At 63.9% G+C, this 16,787-nt stretch carries 15 protein-coding genes; 7 read left to right on the forward strand and 8 right to left on the reverse strand.

Annotated elements, in window-relative coordinates; all coding sequences use genetic code 11:
• Positions 1-87 precede the first annotated feature (87 nt).
• Positions 88-1,143, forward strand: coding sequence for an agmatinase (gene speB / locus FJ942_RS12705; protein ID WP_140524199.1), 1,056 nt, complete (start codon positions 88-90; stop codon positions 1,141-1,143).
• Positions 1,144-1,191: 48 nt separating this feature from the next.
• Here speB and FJ942_RS12710 read toward each other — a convergent pair whose 3' ends face one another.
• A complete protein-coding gene (locus FJ942_RS12710) occupies positions 1,192-2,595 on the reverse strand; it encodes an MATE family efflux transporter (protein WP_140897862.1) in 1,404 nt (467 codons plus the stop codon).
• A 254-nt stretch (positions 2,596-2,849) separates the two neighbouring features.
• Between FJ942_RS12710 and FJ942_RS12715 the strand changes: the two genes are divergently transcribed.
• The 6 genes from FJ942_RS12715 to ugpC all read left to right on the forward strand — a co-directional run bounded on the left by FJ942_RS12715 (position 2,850) and on the right by ugpC (position 9,279).
• Positions 2,850-3,767 (forward strand): AraC family transcriptional regulator, encoded by a 918-nt coding sequence (locus FJ942_RS12715; RefSeq protein ID WP_140559037.1) that lies wholly within the window; start codon positions 2,850-2,852, stop codon positions 3,765-3,767.
• 242 nt (positions 3,768-4,009) lie between these two features.
• Positions 4,010-5,281 (forward strand): extracellular solute-binding protein, encoded by a 1,272-nt coding sequence (locus FJ942_RS12720; RefSeq protein WP_140897864.1) that lies wholly within the window; start codon positions 4,010-4,012, stop codon positions 5,279-5,281.
• Positions 5,282-5,435: 154 nt separating this feature from the next.
• Positions 5,436-6,302, forward strand: a complete 867-nt coding sequence (locus FJ942_RS12725; RefSeq protein ID WP_140563613.1) for a sugar ABC transporter permease — start codon at positions 5,436-5,438, stop codon at positions 6,300-6,302.
• A gap of 11 nt (positions 6,303-6,313) precedes the next feature.
• Positions 6,314-7,126 carry a carbohydrate ABC transporter permease gene (locus tag FJ942_RS12730; RefSeq protein ID WP_140491365.1) on the forward strand — a complete coding sequence of 271 codons (813 nt, stop codon included), beginning with the start codon at positions 6,314-6,316 and terminating at the stop codon, positions 7,124-7,126.
• Positions 7,127-7,141: 15 nt separating this feature from the next.
• Complete coding sequence (locus FJ942_RS12735) at positions 7,142-8,188, forward strand: NAD(P)-dependent alcohol dehydrogenase (protein WP_140559031.1); 1,047 nt, start codon at positions 7,142-7,144, stop codon at positions 8,186-8,188.
• Positions 8,189-8,190: 2 nt separating this feature from the next.
• The gene (gene ugpC / locus FJ942_RS12740; protein WP_140559028.1) at positions 8,191-9,279 is read left to right on the forward strand and encodes a sn-glycerol-3-phosphate ABC transporter ATP-binding protein UgpC; all 1,089 of its coding nucleotides are present in this window, start codon (positions 8,191-8,193) and stop codon (positions 9,277-9,279) included.
• 8 nt (positions 9,280-9,287) lie between these two features.
• Here ugpC and FJ942_RS12745 read toward each other — a convergent pair whose 3' ends face one another.
• From FJ942_RS12745 to FJ942_RS12775, 7 genes are all read right to left on the reverse strand, one after another.
• Positions 9,288-10,874: an FGGY-family carbohydrate kinase gene (locus tag FJ942_RS12745; RefSeq protein ID WP_140514362.1), complete on the reverse strand. Its 1,587-nt coding sequence runs from the start codon at positions 10,872-10,874 to the stop codon at positions 9,288-9,290.
• Positions 10,871-11,554: an HAD family hydrolase gene (locus tag FJ942_RS12750; protein ID WP_140514364.1), complete on the reverse strand. Its 684-nt coding sequence runs from the start codon at positions 11,552-11,554 to the stop codon at positions 10,871-10,873. The genes FJ942_RS12745 and FJ942_RS12750 overlap by 4 nt, the downstream gene beginning before the upstream one ends.
• A gap of 9 nt (positions 11,555-11,563) precedes the next feature.
• Positions 11,564-13,042, reverse strand: coding sequence for a mannitol dehydrogenase family protein (locus tag FJ942_RS12755; protein ID WP_140897866.1), 1,479 nt, complete (start codon positions 13,040-13,042; stop codon positions 11,564-11,566).
• A gap of 155 nt (positions 13,043-13,197) precedes the next feature.
• The gene (locus tag FJ942_RS12760) at positions 13,198-13,968 is read right to left on the reverse strand and encodes an L-iditol 2-dehydrogenase (protein WP_140514367.1); all 771 of its coding nucleotides are present in this window, start codon (positions 13,966-13,968) and stop codon (positions 13,198-13,200) included.
• Entirely contained in the window at positions 13,965-14,969 is a 1,005-nt protein-coding gene (locus tag FJ942_RS12765; RefSeq protein ID WP_140514369.1) for an ABC transporter ATP-binding protein, read from the reverse strand. Before FJ942_RS12765 ends, FJ942_RS12760 begins: the two co-directional genes overlap by 4 nt.
• A 63-nt stretch (positions 14,970-15,032) precedes the next feature.
• Positions 15,033-15,857 (reverse strand): carbohydrate ABC transporter permease, encoded by an 825-nt coding sequence (locus tag FJ942_RS12770; protein ID WP_140491348.1) that lies wholly within the window; start codon positions 15,855-15,857, stop codon positions 15,033-15,035.
• 11 nt (positions 15,858-15,868) lie between these two features.
• The gene (locus FJ942_RS12775; protein ID WP_140491346.1) at positions 15,869-16,741 is read right to left on the reverse strand and encodes a sugar ABC transporter permease; all 873 of its coding nucleotides are present in this window, start codon (positions 16,739-16,741) and stop codon (positions 15,869-15,871) included.
• Positions 16,742-16,787 lie beyond the last annotated feature (46 nt).

Consider the following 16,787-nt stretch of genomic DNA (forward strand, 5'->3'; position numbering starts at 1 on the left):
ACCTGCGGCAGCCAACCCGTCCGAACGCAATTGATTTTTCCAAAGCGCTACCGGACACTCCGGAGAGACAGACAGGAGAAAACCGACATGGGTTATGACAGCGGCAAGCTCGACGCGTTGCGCCGCAAATATGGCGAGAGCCATGGCGGCGAGATGTTCGACCCGAAGTTCCGCAAGGTCGCCGACAAGATATTCTCCAAGTCGGGCACGCGGCTGGCGCCCTATTCCGGTATCCCCACCTTCCTCGCCGCACCCTATCGCGAAATATCGGCCGACAACCCGGATTTCGGCGATTTGCAGGTGGCGATAACAGGCGTGCCGATGGATCTCGGCGTCACCAACCGGCCGGGCTCCCGCTTCGGGCCGCGGGCGCTGCGCGCCATCGAGCGCATCGGCCCCTACAATCACGTGCTGGAATGCGCACCGACGCATGAGCTCAGGGTCGCCGACATCGGCGACGTGCCGTTCCAGAGCCGCTACCGGCTCGAGACCTGCCATGAGGACATCGAGCGCCGCACCAACCAGATCGTCGATGCCGGCGTCATTCCATTGTCGGTCGGCGGCGACCATTCGATCAGCCATCCGATCCTGAAGGCCGTCGGCAAGAAGGCCCCGGTCGGCCTCATCCACATCGATGCCCATTGCGATACAAGCGGCTTGTTCGACATGACCAAGTTCCACCATGGCGGCCCGTTCCGCAACGCGGTGCTCGATGGCGTGCTCGACCCGACGCGCACCATCCAGATCGGCATCCGTGGCTCGGCCGAATATCTGTGGGAGTTCACCTACGAATCCGGCATGACCGTGATCCATGCCGAGGAGGTGACCGGCCTCGGTATCCCCGCCATTATCGGGAAGGCGCGCAGAATAGTCGGCGACGGACCGACCTATGTCTCCTTCGACATCGACAGCGTCGATCCGGCCTTCGCGCCGGGCACCGGCACGCCGGAAGTCGGCGGCCTGACGACTCGGGAAGTGCTCGAACTGCTGCGCGGCCTCAAAGGCCTCAACATCGTCGGCGGCGACGTGGTCGAGGTGGCGCCGCAATATGATGCGACCACCAACACCGCGCATGCCGGCGCCCAGGTGCTGTTCGAAATACTGAGCCTGATGGTGTTCAGCCCGGCGCTCAAAAACAGCTGACGCCGACAATGACGGAAAGGCCACCGGACAACCCGGCGGCCCTCTGCATCAGTGTTCGAACACCAGCGGCGGCGCGAGGCGATCCCGCCGTAGCCAGCGCGCCAGAAGCAACGCCGCCACCACCGCCAGTCCGCTGGACAGCCCGATCCAGATGCCGACGCCATGGAAGCCGAAAGGGAAGGCGAGCAGCACGCCCAGCGGCAGGCCGACGCCCCAATAGCCGATCGCGGCATAGATCATCGGCACCTTGGTGTCGTGCAGGCCGCGCAGCATGCCGGCGGCAACCGCTTGCGCGCCGTCGAAGACCTGGAACAGGGCCGCGAAGACCAGGAACGATACGGCAAGCGTGATCACCCTGGCATTGGCTGGATTGGTCAGATCGATGAAGGCGCTGATCAGGAGATGCGGCCACAGGATCATTATCAGGCCCATCAGGGCCATGAACGAGACGCCGATGACGAAGGCTGTCCAGCCGGCGTGCGAGACGCCTTCCGGATTGCCGGCGCCATGCGCAAGCCCGACGCGCACCGTCACCGCCTGGTTTAGGCCGAGCGGCACCATGAAGGAGATCGACGCGATCTGGATGGCGATGGCGTGCGCGGCAAGCGAATCCGCGTCGATCAGGCCCATCAGCAGCGCCGCGGCGTTGAAGATCGTCACCTCGAAAGCCAGGATGCCGGCGATCGGTAGGCCGAGCCGCAGCAGGCCCTTGAAGCGCGGCCAGTCGGACCGCCAGAAGCGGCCGAACAGATGATAGCGCCTGAACTTCTTCTCCCACATCACCACGGCGGCCATGCCGACGAACATCAGCGTTGAGGACAGCGAGGTGGCAAGGCCCGAGCCTGATATGCCCATGGCCGGGACACCGAGATTGCCGAACATGAACACCCAGTTGAAGAGCGCGTTGCAGGCGACGGCGACGAAGACGATGATCAGCGCCCAGCCCGGCCGCTCCAGCGCCGAGATGAACGAACGCAGCACGATATAGCCGTAGAAGGGCAGCACCGCCCATTCCAGCCAGCGCAGGTAGATGCCGGCGCTGTGCGCCAGAGCGGGCTCCTGGCCCATGGCGAGCAGCACGTTCTCGCCGTGCCAGAGAAAGATCCAGATCGGAATGCAGATGAGGATCGCCAGCCACAGGCCCTGGCGCACGGTGCGGCGCAGGTCGCGCACCGAATGGCGGCGGCGGCCGAGCTCGGTCGCCATCATCGGCGAGGTCGCCAGCATCAGGCCGAGGCCGAAGATCAGCGGCATGAAATAGAGATTGGCGCCAAGCGCGCCGCTGGCGAGCGTGTCCGCCCCCAGCCTGCCCATCATCATGACGTCGGTGGCCGTCATGGCGGTCTGGCCGAGATTGGTCAGCACCATCGGCCAGGCGAGCGCCAGCGTCGCCCTGATTTCCTGACGCCAAAGATTTTCCGGCGCGCGAGCGCCGGCTTCGATCGCAGACATTGTTCCGCTCTTTCAAGGTCGCGGCGCGTCGGCAAAAAGCCGGAAGCCGCGTGTCAAACGGCAAAACCTTCAGTTTCGCGGCGTTTGCGCCGTCTCTTGAACGAAATGCGACATGAAGGCAAGGGAGGAGGCACTGGAAGAGATTGAGCCAGCGGCATTTCAGGGAGATGCCTGCGTCTCGTTCCCTTGCCGGCCAGGGGCTGCTACGGATCATCAAGAGACATGAGCAGCCGGCGAATTGCCGGGAGGGAAGGATGCAGTTCAGGCGCAGGAAAAATCCGGCCGCGATCCCGCGCACGGCGCCGGCCTTCGAACATATCGTCACCGAGGCGAGCGACAGTTTCCTGTGGCGGCTGGACGACTATCCCTGGGAGCGCAATGTCTGGAATTTCCATCCTGAGTACGAAATCCACCTGTTGCGAAAATCTTCCGGCGTCGTGCTGGTCGGCGACCACATCGGCGAGTTCGGGCCGGGTTATCTGACCATCGTCGGCGGCGGGCTGCCGCATGATTGGGTGACGGCGGTGCAGCCGGGCGAGCTGATCGAAGGCCGCGACATCGTCCTCCAGTTCGATGCCGAGAGGCTGCGCGGCTCGGCTGGCCTGTTGCCCGAACTGCGCGAACTGGAGCCGTTTCTGGAGCGGTCGCTGCGCGGCATGGTTTTTCATGGCCGCACGGCATTGGAAGGCGCCGAGCTGATGGAACGGATGGGGGAGGTCAGCGGGCTAACCAGGTTCTGCCTGTTCCTGAATCTCGTCGATCTCCTCGCCAGGACCGACGAATACGAGCTGTTGTCCTCGCCGGATTTCTCCCCGGTTCTGGATGCCGCCTCGCTCGACATCATCCAGCGCACGCTGACCTATCTGTTCCAGCATTTCGCCGAGGATCTGAAGCTGCCTGATGTGGCGGCGCTCGCGGGAATGACCGAGAGCACATTCTCGCGCTTCTTCCAGAAGAACACCGGCAATTCCTTCAGTGACCACCTTGCCAAGCTGAGGCTCTGGCAGGCCTGCAAGCTGCTGGCCGATACCGATATTCCGATCACCGACATCTGTTTCCAGGTCGGCTACATGAACATCTCCAATTTCAACCGCGCCTTCATGCGCAAGCACAAGATGACGCCGTCATCCTATCGCAAGCTGTCGCGGCAGCGGCTGGCGATGCGCGCGTAAGCACGCCCTAAAAACCACCGCCCCCGAGTCCGATCGATACTCATGTGAGATTGGCCGCAACGGGATGCCGGTTTTTGCGCCGCACAATGCATAAAAGTACAGGTCTTCTGCAACGGGGCTTCTAGCGCGAGCCGCTGCAACTCCGCATTTTGGCGATGGGTGGCAAGTCGCTCGGGCGATGGTGAGGATCGCGCAAGCCGAGGACGTCCGCTTCCTGCGACGTGTTCCTGGAGGAGAAAATAATGAAACCAATTCGGCTCGCTGCCAGCCTTGGTGCAGCTTTCATGCTTTCCGCTACCGTTTCCACCATCGCTTTGGCGCAGGCGCCGGTCTGCTCGGCGCCGGTCAAGGTGCTGGCGCAACCACGTGACGGCCTGACGCTTCTGGAGGACTCCAAGGCCGAGTTCGAGAAGCTTGCCGGCGCCGGCTTCCAGATCGATTACCTCAACGAGAACGACCGCCGGGCAAAATCGCGCGCCGACGCGTCCACGGTCGGCAACTACAACGTCTACTATGTCGACGAAGCCAATGTCGCGCTGTTCGCTTCCTCGAAATGGATCGTGCCGCTGGCCGACTATTATCCGGCCGACTACGACTATGCCGATTTCGACCCCGGCCGCCAGAAGGTCGCCACCTATGACGGCAAGGTCTGGTTCGCGCCGCTGACCGGCGGCGGCGACCTGATGGTCTATCGCAAGGACGTGCTGAAGGCAGCCGGCATCCAGCCGCCGAAGACGCTCGACGAGCTGATCGCCGACGTGCCGAAGCTGACCAATCCGGACAAGGGCATGTATGGCATCGCGCTGCGCGGCGCGCGCGGTTCGGGCGCCAATGTCTGGCGCTGGATGCCCTTCTTCAAGGCCTATGGCGGCCAGTGGTTCGACGGCGACAAGCCGGCCTTCAATTCGGATGCGGCGGTCAAGGCGACCGAGACCTACCTGAAACTGTTCAAGGATTCGGCGCCCGGCACGCAGACCGGCAGCTGGGATGAATCGACCGGCGCCTTCCTGTCGGGCCAGGTCGCGATCCTGGTCGAATCGACGCCGCTGTCGGGCATGGCGGTCGATCCGAAGACCTCGCAGGTCGTCGGCAACATCGGCTTCATGCCGCCGCCGTCGCCACTGCCGGGCGGCGGTTACGGCCATGGCCTCGCCATCGCGACGAAGGCCAATGCCGACGACGCGTCGAAGAAATGCGCCGGCCTGTTCATCGCCTGGGCAACATCGAAGGAAAACGAGAAGCGCCGGCTCGACGCCCACCAGTTCGGCGAGCTGAACCGCACCAGCATCCTGGCCAGCAAGGAATTCGCCGATATTTACGGCGCCGATCTCGGCCAGGCACTGGCCGAAACCGGCAAGGTCACGGCGGTCAATTTCTGGCAGGACCCGCGCTGGCCCGATCTCGGCGACCGCTGGGGCATCATCCTCGAGGAACTGGTCACCGGCACCCGCACCGATATCAAGGGCGGCCTAAACGAACTCGAGGCTTATGCCAACGAGCTGGTGAAGAAATAAGCCATCCTCCCCCTGCGGCGCGCGGTCCACGGCATTCGGTGGAGCGCCGGAACCTGTGCGCCGCAGGTCTTGGTTCATCATTGCGGTTTGAGCCAGCCTTCGCGCGAAAGGTCAGTCATGCTCAATCGTTCGAGACGCAGCAGAGGTTAGACAGATGCCGCGACGCTCATCCCTGCCGGTCACCTTCGTCGTGCCGACACTCGTCATCCTTCTGGTGCTGTCGATGGTGCCGACGCTCTACGCGGTCGTCATCGCCCTGCAGAACCGTGAACTCAGCTCGACAGCCTATTCCTATGTCTGGCTCTCGAATTTCGCCGACCTGTTCGTCGACCGCCGCTTTCTCAACGCCGTCTGGGTGTCGGTGAAATGGGAATTCGTCACGGTTATCGCGACGATGACGGTCGCCATCGGACTGGGCGTCCTGATGTTCGAGGTCGCCTCGCCGCGCCTTCGCAACGTCTATTGCCTGCTGTTCATCATCCCGGTCCTGCTGCCGCGCGTCTCGGCGGCCTTCGTCTGGAAGTTCGCCTACCATCCGCTCTACGGCATCGCCACTTACCCCTACCGGCTGCTGACCGGCGGGCTGATCTTCGATCCGCTGTCCAAGCCGTCGACGGCGCTGTTCGCCGTCGCTTCGGTCGACGTCTGGCAATGGGGCCTGTTCTTCGCCGTCATCGTGCTGAAGCTCCTGGAAACGCTGCCGCCGCAGCCGATCGAGGCGGCCCGGCTCGACCATGCTAAACGCTGGCAGATCCACGCCTATGTGACCTTGCCGATGCTCAAGGCGCCGCTGGTCAGCCTGATGTTCGTCAAGATGATCGAGTCGCTGCGCTCCTTCGACCTGATCTATGTGATGACCCGCGGCGGTCCGGGCGTGGCGACCGAAACGCTCGACATGTACGCCTTCTCGCAAGGCTTCATCGAGTCCGGCAAGGTCTCCTACGCCTCGGCGATGGCGGTGCTGATGATGATCGCCACGGTCATCACCTTCACCATGCTCTGGAAGCGGGCGCAGGCATGAGACCATATCGCATGAGACCCGGCCGCCTGATCGGCAAGACCGTGCTGGCGTTTGCAGGCTTCATGGCCGTGTTTCCTTTGCTGTGGACGGCGCTCAATTCGCTGAAGAACAATGTCGACATCATCACCCGCGTCCCGCGCCTGGTGTTCACGCCGACGCTGGCTAACATCAGCTATATCGTCGGCCGCGACAGCGTCATGACCGGCCTCTACAATTCGGTCGTCGCCTGCGGTTGCGCGGTGCTGATCGGCGTGGTGCTCGGCCTACCGGCGGCTTACGCGGTGGCGCGCTACCCGAACCGTTGGGCCGGCGACATCCAGTTCTTCGTTTTGTCGCTTCGCTTCCTACCGCCGGTGGCGGTCGCCATTCCGCTGATGGTGATCTGGCTGCAGCTCGGGCTTTACGACACGCTCGCCGCGCTGATCGTCACCTATTGCCTGCTCACCATCTCGGTGATCATGTGGCTCGCCATTCCCGCCTTCCAGGCCGTGCCGAAGGAGGTCGAGGAAGCCGCCTTCGTCGATGGCTACGGCGCCTATTCGGTGTTCTGGAGGATCGCGCTGCCGGTCGCGGCGCGCTCGCTGATCGGCGCGGTGGCTTTCAGTTTCGTGCTGGTCTGGAACGAGTTCCTGATAGCGCTGATGCTGTCGAGCTCCAACGCCAAGACCTTGCCGATCGTCGCCTCGGAACTCTCCCAGCAAGGCATGAACGTGCCATGGGGAATCCTGAACGCCTCGGTCGTGCTTCTGTCGCTGCCGCCGCTTTTGTTTCTCGGCGTGCTCAGCGGATTCCTGAATTCCGTTTTCCGGCAAAAAAAGACTTGAAGCGAGGACGACACGATGCGGGCACTGGTGCTTGAGAAAAAGGGCGAGCTGGCCCTGCGCGAGATCGCGTTGCCGCTCGACGTAGGCCCGGACGACGTCAGGATCGCCATCCATACGGTCGGCGTCTGCGGCAGCGACGTGCACTACTACACCCATGGCGCCATCGGCAGCTATGTCGTGCGCGCGCCGATGGTGCTCGGCCACGAAGCGTCCGGAACGATCGTCGAGATCGGCGCCAATGTCCGGACGCTGAAGGTCGGCGATCGCGTCTGCATGGAACCGGGCGTACCGAACTTGTCGTCGCGGGCGACAAAACTCGGCATCTACAATGTCGACCCGGACGTCACCTTCTGGGCGACGCCGCCGGTGCACGGCATTCTGGCGCCGCAAGCCGTGCATCCGGCGGCGTTCACCTACAGGCTGCCCGACAACGTCTCCTTCGCCGAAGGCGCGATGGTCGAACCTTTCGCCATCGGCATGCAGGCGGCGGCGCGCGCGCGCATCGTTCCGGGTGACGTGGCGGCTGTGGTCGGCTGTGGCCCGATCGGCATCATGATCGCGCTGGCCGCCCTGGCCGGCGGCTGCTCGAAAGTGCTGATTTCCGACTTCTCCGCGCCCAAGCTCGAAATTGCCGGGCGCTATCCCGGCGTCGTTCCGGTCAACATCGGCGAGCAGCCGCTGGTCGATGCGGTGCGCGCGGCCACCGATGGCTGGGGTGCGGACATCGTCTTCGAGGCCAGCGGCAGCCCCAAGGCCTTCGCTGATTTGTTCGACGTCGTGCGCCCCGGCGGCGCGGTGGTGCTCGTCGGGCTGCCGGTGGAGCCGGTGTCGCTCAACGTGCCGGCGGCCATATCGAAGGAAGTGCGCATCGAAACCGTGTTCCGCTATGCCAACATTTTCGACCGCGCTTTGCAGCTCATCGCTTCCGGCAAGGTCGATCTCAAGCCGCTGATCACCGGCACCTATCCCTTCTCCGACAGCATCGAGGCTTTCGAGCGGGCGGCGGCAGCGCATCCGCAGGACGTCAAGCTGCAGATCCTGCTCAGCGGCGAAAAGGGCTGACCATGTCCGCGATCACCTGTTCTCATGTCGACAAGGCCTATGGCACCACGACGGTCATCCGCGACCTCAATCTCTCGATCGAGGAGCACGAGTTCGTCGTGTTCCTTGGCCCGTCCGGCTGTGGCAAGTCGACCTTGCTGCGCATGTTGGCGGGGCTGGAGGACATCAGCGGCGGCGAGGTCTCGATCGGCGGCAAGGTGGTCAACGATCTCGATCCGGGCGACCGCGGCATCGCCATGGTGTTCCAGAACTACGCACTCTACCCCCACATGACGATCTTCGACAACATCGCCTTCGGGCTGCGGCGCCAGAAAGTGCCGGCGGCCGAGATCCAGAAGCGGGTCGAAGCGGTGTCAAGGACGCTCGGGCTGGAACCCTATCTCGGCCGCAAGCCGGCCGAGCTTTCCGGCGGCCAGCAGCAGCGCGTGGCGATCGCGCGCGCCATGATCAAGACGCCGAAAGTCTTCCTGTTCGACGAGCCGCTGTCCAATCTCGACGCCAAGCTGCGCAACCACATGCGCGTCGAGATCGCGCGGCTGCACCAGTCGCTGAAGACCACCACCGTCTATGTCACCCATGACCAGCTCGAAGCGATGACGCTCGCCGACCGCATCGTGCTGCTCAAGGACGGCGTCATCGAGCAGGTCGGCTCGCCGGCGGAAATCTACGAGCGGCCGGGCAATCTGTTCGTTGCCGGCTTCATCGGCACGCCGAACATGAATTTCATCGATTTGACGGTGGCCCGGAAAGAAAATGGCTGGACGCTGACCAATGGCGGAACTGTCTTCACCCTCGACGGCTCGCGCTTCAAGCTACAACATGGCGAGCAGGCGGTGCTTGGCATCAGGCCTCCGGATCTCAAGCCCGCGACCCCCGGCAGCGCCGGAAATTTCCTGGCGGGAACGGCCGATCTCATCGAGTTTCATGGCAACGATGCACTGGTGACATTCGCTCTTGGCGGCAAGGAGATCAGCGCACTCGTTCCCAGCCGCGTCTGCCCAACTATCCGCAGCGATGTCCGCTATACGTTTGACGAATCGGATATGCATCTGTTCGATGCCAAGTCCGGCCTATCCTTGTTGACACGGTAAGGCGCGTTCTACTGGATCGCGTCGAGCGCCTGGCGTTGCCGGTGCATCTCCAGGAAAATCCGGTAGTCGCGATCGAAGCGGGCGCCGGCGGCCGGGTTGGCGGCGCGCGTCCTGCCGCCCTGCTGCATGGCAAGACAGGCCGCGTTGAGGTCGGGGAAAAGCCCGGCGGCGGTCGCCGCCACCATGCCTGTGCCGAGCAGCACCGCCTCGTCGGCCAGCGGCTCGACCACCGTGCAGCCGGTGGCGTCGGCATAGAGTTCCATCAAGAGGGGATTTTTGGTGTGGCCGCCGGTGACATGCAGCGTGTCGATGAGATAGCCGTTCTCGTTCAGCGCTTCCAGCACATGGCGCACGCCGAGCGCGATGCCCACGGCGGTGCGCCAGTAAAGTCGGCACAGGCTGTCGAAGGAGGAATCCAGCGTAAGCCCGCTGACCACGCCGACCGCATGCGGGTCGGCGAGCGGCGAGCGGTTGCCGTGAAAGTCGGGCAGCACATGCAGCCGGCCGGCAAGGGCATCGCCCTCCGCCGCGCGCAGCTCGGCGACGCGGCTTGCAATCCTGGCATGCATGGCCGCGTTCGGCTCGCCGCCGGCGCCGTGCCAGCGGATGATGTGGTCGAGCAGGGCGCCGGTGGCCGACTGGCCGCCCTCCGACAGCCACAGCTTCGGTAGCGCGGCGCCGTAGTATGGCCCCCAGACCCCGGCGAAGGGCTGCGGATCGGGTGACATCGCCATGACGCAGGAGGATGTGCCGGCGATCAGCGCCAAATGACGGCCGATATTCCGCTCGTCGCCGGCAAACCCGCCGAGCACGCCAAGCGCACCGGCATAGGCATCGATCACGCCGGCGCCGACCCGGCATGTCTCCGTCAGGCCGAGCTCCGCCGCTGCTTGCGCGCTCAAAGAGCCGATGTAAGCGCCGACCGGACTGGCTCTTTCGGGCAGATTGCCGTGCTCGAAGAGGTCGCCGAGGCCGACGAGTTCGAAGAAATCGCGCTGCCATGCGGGTTCCCGGTGCGCCAGATAGGTCCATTTGGCGGTCAGCGTGCACTGCGAGCGGGCCAGCGACCCCGTCGCCTGCCAGGTCAGGAAGTCGGTAAGGTCGAATAGATAGCCGGCTTCATTCCAGGTCTTCGGCAGGTTTCGCTTCAGCCACATCAGCTTCGGCGTCGCCATTTCCGGCGACATGACGCCGCCGATATAGTTGAGCACCTCATGGCCGCTCGCCGTGCATTCGTCGGCCTCGGCGATGGCGCGGTGATCGAGCCAGACGATGGTGTCCCAGCGCTCCTCTCCGGTCACCGAAACGCTGAGCTGGCCGCCTTGCCTGTCGCGCACGACCAGCGAGCAGGTGGCATCGAAGGAAATGCCGGCAATGTTCTCGGCGGCAACACCGGATTTTTCGCGGGCCGCACGCACCGCGGCGCACACGGCTGACCAGATATCGCGCGAATCATGCTCGGCGTGATCGGCTTTCGGCTGGTGCATGGCGATCGGGTGCTCGGCGCGGCCGAGCAAGGTGCCACTGGTGTCGAGAATGCCCGCGCGGGCGCTCCCGGTGCCGACATCGACCGCGCAAACGAACTGTTTCGTCAAGATGCTCTGTCTCTCGCTCCCAGGCCTGCAATCAGATCTGGCAATTGCAGCATGTCAGCGAATATAAAGTCCGGCTCACTCGACGCAAGCCGCGCTTTCAGGGCAGGGTTGCCGGCATGCGCGCCGCCGGTGAAGGCGAACACGCGCATATCAGCCGCCCGCGCCGCCGCGACGCCGGCGGGGCTGTCCTCGATCACAAGGCATTTGCGCGGATGCGCCCGCATCGAGGCGGCGGCATGAAGGAACAGGTCGGGCGCCGGCTTGCCCCTGGCCACCATGCCGGCACTGAACAGATGCGGCTCCATCAATCCGAGCAGGCCGGTGACGTCGAGCGTATAGCGGATGCGGTCGAGCGTGCCCGAGGAGGCGACGCAGAACGGCAAGCCGAGCCTCGGCAGCACTTCCTTGACGCCGGCGATCGGCTTCAGCTCCTCGCGGAATTTGCGCATCAATTCGACACGCATCGTGGTCAGGTGCTGATCGGTGATGGGCAGGCCGAAGTCGCGGGCGAGGATCTCGCGCACGCTTTTCATGCTCTTACCGAGGAAATGCTCGTAGGCCGTATCCTCGCCGATACTGCCGCCGGCAAGCGCGATCATGCCGAGCAGTGCCGAGACCGACAGCGCCTCGCTGTCCACCAGCACGCCGTCGCAGTCGAAAATGACCAGTTCCGGCGCCATGGTCCCGTTTCAGAGCTTGCCGGCGAGGTAGCGCGTCAGCGTGGCGCGCGTGCCATCCGTCCACAGCAGGTTCAATGCATGCGCGAAAGCCTCGACGAACGCGGTGGCGCGCCCGACATCGCCATAGATGTCTTCCATCGCAAGCCAGGCGGCGGGCGCGTCCTTTGCCGCCTTTGCCGTCGCCTGCACGCGGTCCCAGTTCGGATCGTTGGGCTCGATGACCGCGCCGCTGTCCGTCGTGCCGAAGCAGTAGCGGCACCACAGCGCCGATTCAAGTGCCAGGCCGGCGACGCTCTTTCCCGCCTTCAAGCGGTCGGCGATGGTCGGGATGATGAATTTCGGCTGGCGATTGGAACCGTCGAGACAGAGCCGGCGCACCGTGTCGCCGATCTTGGGGTTGGAAAAGCGCTTTTCGATGAGCTGGTAATAATCCTCCAGGACCGTGTCTGGCACCGGCGGTACGGTCGGAATGATTTCGTCATGCTCGAGCTTGTCGAGAAAGCCGCGCACCAGCGGCTCCTGCATCGCCTCATGCACGAAATGGATGTCCATCAGCCCGGCCGGATAGGCGATGGTGGCATGGCCGCCATTGAGGATGCGGATCTTCATCAGCTCGTAGGGCGCGACGTCTTTGACGAACTGCACGCCGACCTTTTCAAGCGGCGGCCGGCCGTCGGTGAAATGGTCTTCCAGCACCCATTGCCGGAAGGGTTCGCAAAAGACAGGCCAATTGTCCTCGACGCCGAAATCCTTGGCCAGGATCGCGCGTTCGCGGTCCGACGTGGCCGGCGTGATGCGGTCGACCATCGCGTTCGGGAAAGCGACATTGCCGCCGACCCAGGCCGCCAGATCCTCGTCGATCAGGCGGGCCAACCCGATGACGCCATCCGACGTGACATGGCCGTTGTGGGGAATGTTGTCGCAGGACATCACCGTGAACGGTGCGATGCCATCGCCGCGCCGCCGCACCAGGCCGGCGAGGATGATGCCGAACACGGTCTTCGGCGTCGCGCCCGGCTGCGCATCGGCGACGATATCGGGATGCGTCGGGTTGAACACGCCGGAGGCAGGATCGATGAAATAGCCGCCTTCGGTGATGGTCAGCGACACGATCTTGATCGCCGGATCGGCCAGCCGTTCGATGATGGCGGCGGCATCGCCCGGCGTCAGGAAGTCGATCATGGCGCCGGTGACGCGGGCGCTCATATGACCCTCGTCCTGCTCGACCACCGTCGTCAGCCAGTCCTGCTCTTCCAGTTTGCCGCGGCCGATCTTCTCGCCCTCGAACACGCCGGTGCCGACCAGCGCCCAGTCGTGGCCGACGCCCGAATTGAACAGCTCGTCGAGATAGACGGCCTGGTGCGAGCGATGGAAGTTGCCGACGCCGAAATGCACGATGCCGGCCTTCAGCGCTGCGCGGTCGTATTTCGGACCTGCGACCCTGGCGGGCAGGTTGGCGAGATTGGCGGAAGAGAGTTTCACGGTCATCTGTTTACCTTTTGGCCGGGTTGCGGCCTTCGTTACCCTTCTCTCCCCTTCACCGGGAGAGGGTAGGAAGCGGCACTTCCGAGGCGATGCGGCCGCCACCTTGATGTTGGCCTCTTCTCCCCGCGGAGGCACGGGGAGAAGAGGCCGCCCCCGCCTCAACTCATCCACTGGCCGCCATCGACATTGTAGGTCTGGGCGACGATGTATTCGGCGTCGCTGCTGGCGAGGAAGACCGCCATGCCGGCGAGGTCCTCCGGTCTGCCCATGCGGCCGTAAGGCACGCCTTCACCGACCAGTCTTTTCTTCTCGCCTTTCGGCCGGTTCTCATATTTGGCGAACAGCGCGTCGACCTGGTCCCACATGTCGCTGTCGACGACGCCAGGCGCGATGCCGTTGACGTTGATGCCGTGCTTGATCAGGTCGAGCCCGGCCGACTGGGTCAGCGAAATGACCGCCGCCTTGCTGGCGCAGTAGACCGCGACCAGCGGTTCGCCGCGCCGTCCGGCCTGGCTCGCCATGTTGATGATCCTGCCGCCCTTTCCCTGCGCGATCATCGAGCGCGCGGCCGCCTGCAGCATGAACAGCGTGCCGGCGACATTGACCGAGAACAGTTTTTCATAGCTCGCCCGCGAGATATCGACGATCGGCGCAAGGTCGAAGATCGCGGCGTTGTTGATCAGTATGTCCAGGCCACCGGTCCTGGTTTCCACCGCCTGCACCGCGGCATCGATGGAGGCCTGGTCCGTGACGTCGAGCTTCACCGCATAGGCCTTGCCGCCGATCCCGGCGGCTGTCTCTTGCGCCGCCTCGAGATCAATGTCGGCAATCGCCACGATGGCGCCCTCACGGGCATAGGCTTCGGCGAAGGCCTTGCCGATGCCGCGCGCCGACCCGGTGATCAGCGCCGATTTGCCTTTCAGCCTCATGCCGCCGACGCCTTGCCGTCGGGGCCGAAGCGATGCAGCTTGGCCTTGTCGGGCGTGAGATAAATACTGTCGCCATGGTGGACGCTGAGTTCGCCGTCGGCGCGCACCGTCAGCGGGCCGACACCGTCGGCCTGGACATGCAGGAACGTGTCGGATCCCAGGTGTTCGGCAACGCCGACTGTTGCCTTCCAATCGCCCGCCGTGGTCGAGATCGCCATGTGCTCGGGCCGGATGCCGATGGTCTTGGCGCCGTACTTCGCCGCCGGGGCGCCTTCGATCAGATTCATTTTCGGCGAGCCGATGAAGCCGGCGACGAACAGGTTCTTCGGCGTCTTGTAGAGCTCCATCGGCGAGCCGACCTGCTCGACATTTCCGGCATTCAGCACGACGATCTTGTCGGCCATGGTCATCGCCTCGACCTGGTCGTGGGTGACGTAGATCATCGTCGTCTTGAGCTGGTGGTGCAGTTCGCTGATCTCCAGCCGCATCGTGCCGCGGAGTGCCGCGTCGAGGTTGGACAAGGGTTCATCGAACAGGAAGGCCGAAGGCTGGCGCACGATGGCGCGGCCGATGGCGACGCGCTGGCGCTGGCCGCCGGAAAGCTGGCCGGGGCGGCGCTCCAGATAATTGGTGAGGTTGAGCACGCGCGCGGCGTCCTTCACCTTCCTGTCGATGGTCGCCTGGTCCTCGCCCGCCATCTTCAGCGGAAAGGCGATGTTCTTGGCCACCGTCATGTGCGGGTAGAGCGCATAGGACTGGAACACCATGGCAAGCTTGCGCTTGGCCGGCGCCTCGCCGGTGACGTCGCGACCGTCAATGTTGATGGTGCCGCCGCTGGTGTCCTCCAGGCCGGCGATCAGGCGCAGCAGCGTGGACTTGCCGCAGCCCGACGGGCCGACGAAGACGACGAACTCGCCGTCCTCGATGACGAGATCGATGTTCGGAATGATCGACGTCGAGCCGAAGGATTTCGAGACGTTCTTGAGCGTGATATTTCCCATGCTTTCCTCCCGGTGGATTTCCGTCCGCCGCCTGGCGCACGCTGCTACTTCACGGCGCCGCCCCTACTTCACCGCACCGAAGGTCAGGCCGCGCACCAGTTGCTTCTGGCTGAACCAGCCCATGATCAGGATCGGCGCGATCGCCAGCGTCGAGGCGGCCGAGAGCTTCGCCCAGAACAGGCCTTGCGGGCTGGAGAAGGAGCTGATGAAGGCGGTCAAGGGTGCTGCTTCCGTCGTGGTCAGCCGGATCGTCCAGAACGCTTCGTTCCAGGCCAGGATGATGTTGAGCAGCATGGTCGAGGCGATGCCCGGCACCGCCATGGGTGTGAGCACATAGATGATCTCGTTCCACAGCGAGGCGCCGTCCATGCGCGCCGCTTCCAGGATCTCGCCGGGGATTTCGCGGAAATAGGTGTAGAGCATCCACACCACGATCGGCAGGTTGATCAGCATCAGCATCACCATCAGGCCGATGCGGCTGTCGAGCAGGCCGGTGTCGCGGAAGATCAGGTAGATCGGAAACAGCACGGCCACGGCCGGCATCATCTTGGTGGACAGCATCCACATCAAAATGTCCTTGGTCCGCTTGGTCGGCGAGAACGCCATCGACCAGGCCGCCGGAATGGCGACCAGCAGGGCCAGGATGGTCGAGCCGACCGAGAGCAGCACCGAGTTCAGGAAGAACTTGAAATAGCCGTTCTGCGCCTGGACCTCGGAATAGCTCTCGAAGGTCCCGGACGGGATCAGGTTGAAGCCCTGGATCGCCTCCTGTTCCGACTTGAACGAAGTGATGATCGTGTAGAGGATCGGGAAGAAGATCAGCAGGGCGACGATCCAGGCGGCCGCCGTCGCGATCGTCTTGTGCCGGGTTGTGACTGCGCGTGCCATCTTTTCCTCCCTTACCTGTCAAGGTTCTTGCCGACGGCGCGCATGGCGAAGAAGGCGACGATGTTGGCGAGAATGACCGCGATGATGCCGCCGGCCGAGGCCTGGCCGATTTTGAATTCGAGCAGTGCCTTCTGGTAGACCAGGAAGGGCAGGTTGGTGGAGGCGTATCCCGGACCGCCATTGGTGGTGACGAGGATCTCGGCATAGACCGAAAGCAGGAAGATCGTCTGGATCAGGATGACGACGGTGATCGCCCGCGACATGTGCGGCAGCGTCAGGTAGATGAAGCGGCTGATGAAGCCGGCGCCGTCCATCTCGGCGGCCTCCTTCTGCTCGCCGTCCAGCGACTGAAGCGAAGTCAAAAGAATGAGCGTCGCGAAAGGCAGCCACTGCCAGGCGACGATGATGATGATGGCGGTCAGCGGATATTGTCCGAACCAGTCTATGGGCTGGAGGCCGAAGAACCGCGCTATGTCGGCGAAGACGCCGTATTGCGGATGCATGATCATGTTCTTCCAGACCAGGGCCGCCACCGGCGGCATGACGAAGAACGGCGAGATGACGAGGATGCGCACGATACCCTGGCCCCACATCGGCTGGTCGATCAAAAGCGCCAGCAGGATGCCGCCGACCACGGTGATCACAAGCACGCTGACGACGATCAGCAGCGTGTTCAGGATCGATTGCAGGAAGGCCGGGTTGGAATAGAACAGCGCGTAATTGGAGAAGCCGACGAAGCCGTCGCGGATCGGATTGAGCGGATTGTACTGCTGGAAGGAGAACCAGAGCGTGAGCGCCAGCGGAACGACCATCCAGACGAGCAGCAGGACGACGGATGGCGCCATCATGAAACGGGCAAGCGAACGGGTCTGCTGAGTAGCCATGACGGTCACCCTTCAAGGATCGGACGGAATTTTCTCGAGCTGTCGG

Source organism: Mesorhizobium sp. B2-4-2 (assembly GCF_006442845.1).
Lineage (GTDB): Bacteria > Pseudomonadota > Alphaproteobacteria > Rhizobiales > Rhizobiaceae > Mesorhizobium.

Excerpts from the sequence above, each read along its gene's own strand:
- speB (WP_140524199.1), top strand. The coding sequence starts at position 88 with ATGGGTTATGACAGCGGCAAGCTCGACGCGTTGCGCCGCAAATATGGC.
- FJ942_RS12710 (WP_140897862.1), bottom strand. The coding sequence starts at position 2,595 with ATGTCTGCGATCGAAGCCGGCGCTCGCGCGCCGGAAAATCTTTGGCGT.
- FJ942_RS12715 (WP_140559037.1), top strand. The coding sequence starts at position 2,850 with ATGCAGTTCAGGCGCAGGAAAAATCCGGCCGCGATCCCGCGCACGGCG.
- FJ942_RS12720 (WP_140897864.1), top strand. The coding sequence starts at position 4,010 with ATGAAACCAATTCGGCTCGCTGCCAGCCTTGGTGCAGCTTTCATGCTT.
- FJ942_RS12725 (WP_140563613.1), top strand. The coding sequence starts at position 5,436 with ATGCCGCGACGCTCATCCCTGCCGGTCACCTTCGTCGTGCCGACACTC.
- FJ942_RS12730 (WP_140491365.1), top strand. The coding sequence starts at position 6,314 with ATGAGACCCGGCCGCCTGATCGGCAAGACCGTGCTGGCGTTTGCAGGC.
- FJ942_RS12735 (WP_140559031.1), top strand. The coding sequence starts at position 7,142 with ATGCGGGCACTGGTGCTTGAGAAAAAGGGCGAGCTGGCCCTGCGCGAG.
- ugpC (WP_140559028.1), top strand. The coding sequence starts at position 8,191 with ATGTCCGCGATCACCTGTTCTCATGTCGACAAGGCCTATGGCACCACG.
- FJ942_RS12750 (WP_140514364.1), bottom strand. The coding sequence starts at position 11,554 with ATGGCGCCGGAACTGGTCATTTTCGACTGCGACGGCGTGCTGGTGGAC.
- FJ942_RS12755 (WP_140897866.1), bottom strand. The coding sequence starts at position 13,042 with ATGACCGTGAAACTCTCTTCCGCCAATCTCGCCAACCTGCCCGCCAGG.
- FJ942_RS12760 (WP_140514367.1), bottom strand. The coding sequence starts at position 13,968 with ATGAGGCTGAAAGGCAAATCGGCGCTGATCACCGGGTCGGCGCGCGGC.
- FJ942_RS12765 (WP_140514369.1), bottom strand. The coding sequence starts at position 14,969 with ATGGGAAATATCACGCTCAAGAACGTCTCGAAATCCTTCGGCTCGACG.
- FJ942_RS12770 (WP_140491348.1), bottom strand. The coding sequence starts at position 15,857 with ATGGCACGCGCAGTCACAACCCGGCACAAGACGATCGCGACGGCGGCC.
- FJ942_RS12775 (WP_140491346.1), bottom strand. The coding sequence starts at position 16,741 with ATGGCTACTCAGCAGACCCGTTCGCTTGCCCGTTTCATGATGGCGCCA.